Origin of the sequence: Sphingomonas sp. (assembly GCF_035555815.1) — a bacterium.
GTDB lineage: Bacteria > Pseudomonadota > Alphaproteobacteria > Sphingomonadales > Sphingomonadaceae > Sphingomonas.
This window is the reverse complement of record NZ_DATMGG010000056.1, coordinates 1-9,527: the sequence shown is the minus strand read 5'-3', so window position 1 is coordinate 9,527 and position 9,527 is coordinate 1. Positions and strand designations below refer to the sequence as shown.

The 9,527-nt window shown below is 67.6% G+C and carries 8 protein-coding genes; 3 read left to right on the top strand and 5 right to left on the bottom strand.

Annotated features, from left to right (window positions below):
• The 3 genes from sdhA to sdhC all read right to left on the bottom strand — a co-directional run.
• A partial coding sequence (sdhA, locus tag VNR91_RS03215; RefSeq protein ID WP_325489351.1) for a succinate dehydrogenase flavoprotein subunit occupies nt 1–1,582 on the bottom strand: 1,582 nt, incomplete at its 3' end.
• Entirely contained in the window at nt 1,582–1,968 is a 387-nt protein-coding gene (sdhD, locus tag VNR91_RS03210) for a succinate dehydrogenase, hydrophobic membrane anchor protein (RefSeq protein ID WP_325489350.1), read from the bottom strand. The genes sdhD and sdhA, both read right to left, overlap by 1 nt.
• 2 nt (nt 1,969–1,970) lie before the next feature.
• On the bottom strand, nt 1,971–2,342 hold the full coding sequence (gene sdhC, locus VNR91_RS03205; protein WP_414712366.1) for a succinate dehydrogenase, cytochrome b556 subunit: 372 nt from the start codon (nt 2,340–2,342) through the stop codon (nt 1,971–1,973).
• A 185-nt stretch (nt 2,343–2,527) separates the two neighbouring features.
• Between sdhC and VNR91_RS03200 the strand changes: the two genes are divergently transcribed.
• Nucleotides 2,528–3,292 (top strand): OmpA family protein, encoded by a 765-nt coding sequence (locus VNR91_RS03200; RefSeq protein ID WP_325489348.1) that lies wholly within the window; start codon nt 2,528–2,530, stop codon nt 3,290–3,292.
• Nucleotides 3,293–3,600: 308 nt separating this feature from the next.
• Here the strand turns inward: VNR91_RS03200 and lldD are convergent, their stop codons facing one another.
• On the bottom strand, nt 3,601–4,734 hold the full coding sequence (gene lldD / locus VNR91_RS03195) for an FMN-dependent L-lactate dehydrogenase LldD (RefSeq protein ID WP_325489347.1): 1,134 nt from the start codon (nt 4,732–4,734) through the stop codon (nt 3,601–3,603).
• A 217-nt stretch (nt 4,735–4,951) separates the two neighbouring features.
• Here lldD and VNR91_RS03190 point away from each other — a divergent pair, with 217 nt between their 5' ends.
• Nucleotides 4,952–6,010, top strand: coding sequence for a LacI family DNA-binding transcriptional regulator (locus tag VNR91_RS03190; protein ID WP_325489346.1), 1,059 nt, complete (start codon nt 4,952–4,954; stop codon nt 6,008–6,010).
• A gap of 26 nt (nt 6,011–6,036) precedes the next feature.
• Here VNR91_RS03190 and VNR91_RS03185 read toward each other — a convergent pair whose 3' ends face one another.
• Nucleotides 6,037–7,326, bottom strand: coding sequence for an MFS transporter (locus VNR91_RS03185; RefSeq protein WP_325489345.1), 1,290 nt, complete (start codon nt 7,324–7,326; stop codon nt 6,037–6,039).
• A gap of 457 nt (nt 7,327–7,783) precedes the next feature.
• Between VNR91_RS03185 and VNR91_RS03180 the strand changes: the two genes are divergently transcribed.
• Nucleotides 7,784–9,527, top strand: a 1,744-nt coding sequence (locus VNR91_RS03180) for a TonB-dependent receptor plug domain-containing protein (protein ID WP_325489344.1), incomplete at its 3' end; no start/stop codon positions are given.

Sequence of the window (9,527 nt, the reverse complement as noted above, 5' to 3'; positions counted from 1 at the left end):
CGATCAGGTTGTCGAACTCCAGCGTCTCGTAGAGGTCCGTGTTCCAGATCAGCGAGCGGTCCGTGACCTTGATGTCGGCGGAGGCGTTCCACACGTCGTGGATGAGCTTCTTGCCCTCCTCCAGAACCTCGCCCGTGCGGAACACCGCGCAGTTGTTCTGCATGGTCTTCTGCATCTGCAGGCGCAGCTCGGCGGTCGAGGTCGAGCCGTTGGCGTAGCGGAACTTGTCGAGGCGCGAGAGGGCGAGCTCGTCGGCGTTCTTCGGCAGGTCCGCGTGACGGGCGTTCGGCTCCATGATCTCGGCGCAGCGCAGGCCGGCCGCACGGCCGAACACCACGAGGTCGATGAGCGAGTTCGAGCCCAGGCGGTTCGCGCCGTGAACGGACACGCAGGCCGCTTCGCCGAGCGCCATCAGGCCCGGCACCACCGTGTCCGGGTTGCCGTTCTTCAGGGTCAGCACTTCGCCGTGATAGTTCGTCGGGATGCCGCCCATGTTGTAGTGGACGGTCGGCAGGACCGGGATCGGCTCCTTGGTGACGTCGACGCCCGCGAAGATCTTGGCGCTCTCCGAGATGCCGGGCAGGCGCTCGTGCAGGATCTTCGGGTCCAGGTGGTCGAGGTGCAGGTAGATGTGGTCCTTGTTCTTGCCCACGCCGCGTCCGGCGCGGATCTCCATGGTCATGGCGCGCGAGACCACGTCACGGGAGGCGAGGTCCTTGGCGGAGGGCGCATAGCGCTCCATGAAGCGCTCGCCTTCCGAGTTGGTGAGGTAGCCGCCCTCGCCGCGCGCGCCCTCGGTGATCAGCACGCCCGCGCCGTAGATTCCGGTCGGGTGGAACTGGACGAACTCCATGTCTTGCAGCGCCAGGCCAGCGCGCAGCGCCATGCCGCCGCCGTCACCGGTGCAGGTATGTGCCGAGGTCGCCGAGAAATAGGTACGGCCATAGCCGCCGGTCGCCAGCACAACCGCATGGCTGCGGAAGCGGTGGATGCTGCCGTCCTCCATGCACAGTGCGATCACGCCGCGGCACTGGCCGTCTTCCATGATCAGGTCCAGCGCGAAATATTCGATGTAGAAGTCGGCGTCGTACTTCAGGCTCTGCTGATAGAGCGCATGGAGCATCGCGTGACCGGTGCGGTCGGCGGCGGCGCAGGTGCGCTGCGCGGGCGGGCCTTCGCCCATGTTCTGCATCATGCCCCCGAACGGGCGCTGATAGATCTTGCCCGCGTCGGTGCGGCTGAACGGCACGCCGGCGTGCTCCAGCTCATAGACCGCCGCCGGGGCCTCGCGGACCATATACTCGATCGCGTCCTGATCGCCGAGCCAGTCCGACCCCTTGACGGTGTCGAACATGTGCCAGGTCCAGTGATCCGGCCCCATGTTGCCCAGCGATGCGGCGATGCCGCCCTGCGCGGCGACGGTGTGGCTGCGCGTCGGAAACACCTTGGTGATGCACGCGGTCTTCAGCCCGGTCTCGGCGATGCCCATCGTCGCGCGCAGGCCCGATCCGCCCGCGCCGACCACGACGGCGTCATAGGTGTGATCGACGATCTTGTAGGCGCCAGAAACATTCCGGGTCATCAGGCGGGGGTCCCTGAAAAAGCGATCTTGAGGATCGAGAAGATCGCGATCCCGGCGGTCGTGATGGTAAAGAAGGTCAGCAGCAGCATCAGCGCGACCCGGCCCTCGTCATGGACGTAATCCTCGATCACCACCTGCAGGCCCAGGCGGAAATGATAGAAGACCGACGCGATCAGCAGCACCATCGGGATCGCCGCCCACGGCGACTGCAGCCAGCCGGTCGCGGTGGCATAGTCATAGGCCGGCAGCCGCGCGATCGAGATGACGAACCACAGCATCAGCACCAGATTGGCGGCGGCGGTGACTCGCTGATTCCACCAGTGATGCGTGCCTTCCTTGGCGCTGCCCAGCCCGCGGACGCGGCCGATCGGAGTTCCGTTGGCCATGGTCACTTGCCCCACAGAAGGAAGGCCCAGAAGGCCAGGGTGGCGAGGATGCCGAACGCCACCACCGCGACCGACGCGGTCTTGTTGGCCTTCAGCTCGAACAGCGCGCCCGCATCCATGAAGAAATGGCGGATGCCGTTCGCCAGGTGGATGAAGAAGCACAGGCTCAGCCCGATGCCCAGCACATAGCCCAGGCCATAGAAGCCCATCACGTCGGTGAAGGTCTGATACGCCTGCTTGCCCGACGCCAGCGCCGCCAGCCACCAGACCAGCAGCAACGTGCCGACCGTCGCCATCCCCGATCCGGTCACCCGGTGGAGGATCGAGACGAGCATGTGCGGGCCCCATTTCCAGATCTGGAGATGCGGGCTCATCGGGCGGGACGCGTTGCGCGCGGTTGTGGCCAAGACGGTTCCTTTCGGCAGGCGAGTGGTTCCTTACGCGCGTCGGCTCGCGATGCAAGCGCCTGAACGCCGGCTTTCGCCCCGGTCAAGCCGCCATTCACCCGCCCGCATGCACCAACAGCACCCCAATTCAAGGCCGCCGGAAAGGTGACATCATGACCAGCAAACTCGTTCTCGCCGCGTTCATTGCCGCCGCCGCCGGCACCGCCCTACCCGCCGCGGCGCAGGATCGCTGGGACTGGAGCGGCGGCCGGCGCGGCGCCGCCGACTATCGCATCGCCGGACCGGGCGCACGGCTGCTCTACCCGGAATTGCGCGCCTCGCCGCGCGGCCGGGCGTTCGTGATGCGCAATTTCGACCGCAACCGGGACCGGCTGATCTCGGTGCGCGAGGCGCAGGAGGCCAATCGCGCCTTCGCCGCCGTCGCCGGCCCGCGCCGCGACCGGTTCGACTGGGAAGCGCGCGACGTGGTCGCCGCCGGTCCGCGCCGGGGCGGCTGGGATCGCGGGGCGATGCGCGACTATCATTTCCGCCAGACCGCGCGCGGCGCGACGATGACGATGCAGGAGGACGTGCTGTTCGCGACCGACAGCGCGACGTTGCGCCCCGGCGCGATCGCCAAGCTGCGTCCGCTGGCCGACTATCTGCGCGACAATCCCGGCGTGCGGGTCGGAATCGACGGCTACACCGATTCGCGCGGCACCGACGCGCATAACCAGGCGCTGTCCGATCGCCGCGCCGACAGCGTCCGCGCCGCCTTCGACGAGTTGGGCGTGACCCGCGCGCGCTTTACCGTCACCGGCCACGGCAAGAACAACCCCGTCGCGACCAACGCCACGGCGGAGGGTATGCGCCTCAATCGCCGGGTGGAGGTGACGCTGCTCGGCGAGCGCGCCGACCGTTTCACGCGGTTGGATTAAGGCCGTGTGCGGCGTTGGCGAAACAGCCGGAGCATTTCCGCGGTGTGTCAGGCCACCGATGCTTTCGACGGTAACCGGCAGCCCATGGATGCCGCGCGCGGCCGCCTCTCGCGGATGGGCTTTCGGGTTTTGAGACCGCCCGCTCGATCGGGTTGAAGCCGGGGGTGTAGGGCGGGTGGAACCGCACGGTTCCGCCTTCTCCGCCGATTCCTGCGGTGGCTCGACATCCTGCGGGTTACTGCCGCCGCCGCCGCCGATCTGGCGATATTCGTCAGACCGTCGCGGTAACGCCCCGGTTTCGACGGGCGTCAGCCGACGAGATTGTGCCGGCCGATCTGCGCCACGGTGGACGCGCCGGTCAGCGTCATCGCCACCCTCATCTCCTGAGCGAACAGGTCGAGCAGGTTGGCTACCGCCCTCTCTCCCCCGGCGGCGAGTGCATAGGCGAAGGAGCGGCCGATCATCACAGCATCGGCACCAAGCGCCAGCGCGCGGACGACGTCCAGCCCGCTGCGAATTCCGGAATCCGCCAATATCTTCGCCTGCCCCTTCACGGCGTCGGATATCGCCGGCAGCGCCCTGGCCGATGAGAGGACGCCGTCGAGCTGACGGCCGCCGTGGTTCGATACGACAATGCCATCGGCGCCGAAGCTGACCGCATCGCGAGCGTCCTGGGGATCGAGGATGCCCTTGATGACAATGGGCCCCTTCCAGAAATCGCGGATCCACTGCAGATCCCGCCAGGCGATGGAGGGGTCGAAGTTCGCGCCCAGCCATCCGATATAGTCCGCCAGTCCGGTGGGCTTGCCGAGGTAGCGCGACACGTTGCCCAGATCGTGGGGCGTTCCCCGCAGCCCGACGTTCCATGCCCAGTGCGGATGCGTGATCGCCTGGGCAATGCGCCGCGCCGGCGCGAACGGGCCGCTCATGCCGGAGTGCGCGTCGCGATAGCGCGCGCCGGGCACCGGCATGTCGACCGTGAAGACGAGGGTCGTGACGCCGGCCGCCGCCGCGCGCTCGAGGACGTTGCGCATGAACCCCCGGTCCCGCAATACGTAGAGCTGGAACCACAGGGGGCGGCTGATCGCGGGCGACACCTCCTCGATCGGGCATACCGAGACCGTCGAGAGCGTGAACGGCACCCCCCGCGATGCGGCGGCGCGGGCGGCCTGGACCTCGCCGCGCCGCGCATACATGCCGGTCAGGCCGACCGGCGCGAGCACGACCGGCAGCGCGAGATGCTCGCCGAACAGATTCGTCGCCAGATCCAGTCCCGACACGTTCCTGAGGACGAGTTGACGCAACGCGATGGTTTCGAAGTCCTCGGTGTTGTTCCGAAGCGTCCGTTCCGAATAGGAGCCGCCGTCGATGTAGTGGAACAGGAACGGCGGCAGTTTCCGCCTTGCGGCGGCGCGATAGTCGGCGGGCGATGCGATGTTCACACGCAGGAGTCCTGGCTTGGCGAGGGCGTGGGAAATTGCGGTTTCGGCATGGGAGACTGACGCCCGAACCGACCCTCGCCGTCAAGTCCCGGCGGGCTGATGGACGCCCGCCCGCGCGACGGGCGAATGGTCGATCGGGGCAAGCCGACCGCAACCGCCGCCGTTGCGAGCGTCAGGTGCAGACCCTAGACAGGACCGTTCAACGGGAGACCCAGGCATGGTCGATGCAACCAACGGGCGCCGTCCGCCCACGCTTCATGATCTTGCGCGCGTGGTCGGGCTGACGGCGAACACCGTGTCGCGCGCGCTCAACGACCGGCCCGGCGTCAACCCGACCACGCGCGCGCTGATCAAGGCGGAGGCGGAGCGGCTCGGCTATGTTCCCAACGTCCACGCCCGTTCGCTGGTGCTCGGTTCGCGCAAGACGATCGGGGTGATCGTCGCCAACATCTCCAACCCGTTCTTCTCCGACCTGGTCAGCGAGGTCGAGTTCCAGGCGGAACAGGCCGGCTACACCGTCCTGTTGCTGCTGTCCTATGAATCGGCGGATCGCGAGCGCGAGGCGATCGGCCGCGCGCTGCGCTCCGGCCTCGACGGGCTGATCGCCGCGCCGGTGCAGGAGCGGTCCGACGCCTGGACCCCGGTGATCCGGGCGGGGATTCCGCTGGTCCTGGTCAGCCGCGAGCTGCCCGAATTGAGCGTCGATTTCTACTCGACCGACAACGAGGCCGGGATCGAGCTGACCACCGAGGCGGTGCTGGCGCGCGGCGCCAGGGACGTCGTGCTGATCGATGAGGACATGCCGTTTTCGACCATCCGCCTGCGGATCGAGGGCTTCCGCCGCTCGCTCGAGGCGCGCGGGTTGCCGTTCGATCCGCGGCTCAACCTCGCGCTGGTCCCGCCGCCGCGCTCGTTCCGCGTCTCGCAGTCGTGGCACGCCGACGACGCGCACCGCGTCGCCAGCGACCTGCTCGATCGCGGCCGGCGCCCGGATGCCTTCGTCGTCGGCGACGATTACTACGCGCTCGGCCTGTACCGCGCGCTGCGCGAGCGCGGCATCCGCGTGCCCGACGACGTGATGGTGATGGGGTGGGGCAACCATCCGTTCACCCGCTTCATGGACCCGCCGCTGTCGACGCTGCTGCTGCCGTTCCAGGAGGTCGCCCGCCGCGCCACCAGCCGGCTGCTCGACCGGATCCAGCACACCGCCGACCCCGAAATCGTCACCGAACGAATCGTCCCCGAACTCGTCATCCGCGCCTCGACCTCGCGCTGATGGATGCGGGCCGGGCTGCGCCCGGTTCAGTCCGGTTGAACCGCGCCCGCCTTTCGGCTCCGCCCGATCACCACCATCAGGATCACCGCCGAGATCGGGTGGAGGATCGCCAGCCCGGCGAACAGCGCGACATAATCGAACTGCACGAGGATCCACCCCGCCAGCAGGTTGAGCACCAGCGAGGTGCTCGCCCCGACCGCCCCCAGCAACCCGACGGCCGTGGCGTTGACCTTGACCGGGAACAGGCCGGCCAGCACGACATAGAAGCCGGCGAACCATATCTGGCAGACGGCGACGACGACGGTGATGATGATCATCGCGATGGTCGCGCTCGACGTCATCGTGATCAGCGCGCCGAACGGCATCAGCGCGGCGCTGAAGGCGAAGATGCGCAACTGGATGCGGATCGGGTCGTGGCCGCGCGCCGTGGAGCGATCGACCGTGCGACCCAGCACGATACAGGCCACCACCGCCGCGATGTAGGGGATGCCGCCGACCAGCCCCAGCTCGGCCAGCGACAGCCCGACGCGCTCCTGCAGATAGCCCGGCATCCAGAACAGGTAGAAATACCACACCGGGTCGCTGATCATCCGCACCGCGGCGAGCGCCCAGAATCTTTTGTCCCGCAGCAGCGCGCCGGCCGAGCTCGACCGATCGGCGATCGCTTCGGACGGGAGCGGCGCGGCTTGCGCGGCCGGCCGGGCGGCGGGTGCGTGCCGGGTGTCCGTGAACCACCAGGCCAGCGCGATCGCCGCGCCGACGAGTCCTGGAATCACGAACGCCGCGCGCCAGCCGATCCCCGTCGCCAGCAAGGCGATCAGCGGCGGTGCGAGAATCGCGCCGATGTTGCCCGCCGGCGTGGCGATGCTGATCGCCAGCGCGCGGTGCTCGACCGGCACCCAGTTGAGGATCGCGCGCTGGACGACCGGGAACGCGCCCGGCTCGGCCGCGCCCAGCATCGCGCGCGACGCCGCGAGGTGCGCGAAATTATGCGACAGCCCCGACGCGATGTTGGCGATCGACCAGCCGGCGGCGAACACCGTCATGCAGATTCGGGTGCCGAACCGGTCGATCAGCCGGCCGCTCACCACGTACATCACGATGTAGGGCAGCATGAACGCGAAGGTCAGAAGCGAATAGGCGCGATCGTCGAAATCCAGCGCGGTCTTCACCACCGGCTTGAGGATCGAGAGCGTCTGGCGGTCGAAATAGTTGAGCACCAGCAGCGTCATCAGCAGCCCGAGGATCAGCCAGGCCTTTGCCGGCATCCTGGCGGAGCGCGCGGCGGCCGGGGGCGCGGCTGTGGCTTGCGTCATCGCACGGGTCCGATCTGTTGAGGATGCCGTGCCAGCAGCCTGGCGCGCTGTGCCCGCGCATCGGAAACGGCATCTGTCCGGGGCATTCGGGAAGGTGGGGCGCGAAGGCGCGTGTCGCGGGCCAATTCGGTTCCTCCCCTTGGTAACATTATCGATATTGTAAATGCCTCGCTCTCGGCTGTCCATACCGCCGGCGTCAAAACAGCGAATTGAAAAAATAATGTAACTTCAGTGTAATATAGATTCTGTTGACGAACGCGGTGGCGCGTGGCACGTTACATTAACGATATCGATAAATTCCAGCGGGACCGGCTCTAACGGGATCGGCCGCCCCGCTGGAGCCGTCAGCTCGCCCGGCGCGGTGCCGCTGGCGGGACGTGGCCGTAAACACGTAACAAGCACAATGACCTAGGGGGATGAGATGGGAAGGAAAGCGAACCTGCTCCTTGCGGCGTCGGTGGTGTCGATATTCGCGGCGAGCGCCGTGCCGGCATCTGCCCAGGACGTGCCGCCCGGCGCCGCCGTGCAGGCCGACGACCCGGACGGGACGATCGTCGTCACCGGATCGCGCATCGCCCGGCCCGAACTCGAATCGGCGATGCCGGTCAGCGTCACCAGCATGGATCAGGCGCTTACCCTCGGCCGCATCAGCGCGATCGACGCGCTGGCGCGCGACCCCGCGCTCGGCATCAACCAGGACCTGGCCAGCGACGTGCGCGGCTGGGACGCGGGCATTTCCGCGGTCAATCTGCGCAACCTCGGCACCAACCGCAGCCTGACGCTGATCGACGGGCAGCGGCGCGTGTCCGGCTCGGCGCGCTCGTCGTCGGTCGACATCGGCATGATACCGGTCGGGATGATCGACAGGATGGAGGTCGTCACCGGCGGCGCGGCGGCGATCTATGGTGCCGATGCGGTGACCGGCGCGGTCAACATCATCACCAAACGCGACATCACCGGGCTCAACCTCTCCGCGAGCAGCGGTATTTCGGAGCAGGGCGACTCCGCCCAGTATCTGCTGTCGCTGGCGACCGGCGGCAAGTTCGCCGGCGGCCGTGGCTCGGTGTCGCTGGGCGCCACCTATTCGCAGTCCGATCCGCTGATCTACACCGATCGCTTCGACTGGCGCGACTGGGTGACCTATCGCGCGAATCCGGCCAACACCGGCATCAACGACGGCATTCCCGACCGGCTGATGATCTATCATACCCGGCAGCTCTATTATGACTATATCCCGACCTATTGGCTGAACAACAAGCGCTGGATGGTCGACGGCGGGAACATCCGCGAATCGCGCTGCGAGACCAGCTTCGAATCGCCGCAATATGCGGTGTGCGACGGCGGCGACGGCCGGAACCTGAGCGATCGCGACCAGTTCCGCGGCGGCCTGAAGTCGCTCGCGCTGATGGGCCGGGTCGACTATGACGTCAGCGACGCGATCGAGTTCGGCGGCTATTTCTCCTACACCCGCCAGAAGTACGACGGCACCTACGATTCATGGCGTGACGACAGTCGGACCACCTATTTCTCCGGTCCGGTCCCGGGCTCGCGCGGCGCCCGCGCGTTTCTGGACAACCCCTATCTGCCCGCCGCGCTGCGCGATGTGATGATCGCCAACAACCTGACGTCGGTCGACATCGACCGGACCTATGGCAACTTCCCGGTGCGCGAGGAGGATCACGACCGGGAGAGCTACACCATCGGCGCGTCGCTGGGCGGCAAGCTGGGCGGCAGCAGCCTCAAGTGGCAGGCGTTCTGGCAATATGGCCGGGTGACCGACAACGTCACAGAGGCGAACGTCCCGTGGAAATCGCACTGGATCGCCGCACGCGACGTGATAGCCGACCCGGTGACCGGCGCGCCCGTCTGCCGCGACGCGGCGGCGCGCACGGCGGGCTGCGTTCCGTTCAACATCTTCAGCACCGAACCGGCGACCGAGGCGCAGATCAAATATGCGATGGCCGACCGGCATGAGCAGCGCATCAACACGCAGCAGGTCTTCGGCGCGAGCGTCAGCGGCGGCGTGTTCCAGCTCCCCTATGGCGAGGTGTCGGTCGCGGTGGGCGTCGAGCATCGGCGCGAGGCGCTGAAAACCACCGACGATCCGCTCGCGCTGGCCGGCGAGCTGGTCTACGGCGGCGGTCCCGCCGCCCACCCCGAGCTCGACGTCGCGTTCAACGTGACCGAGGCCTATGGCGAGC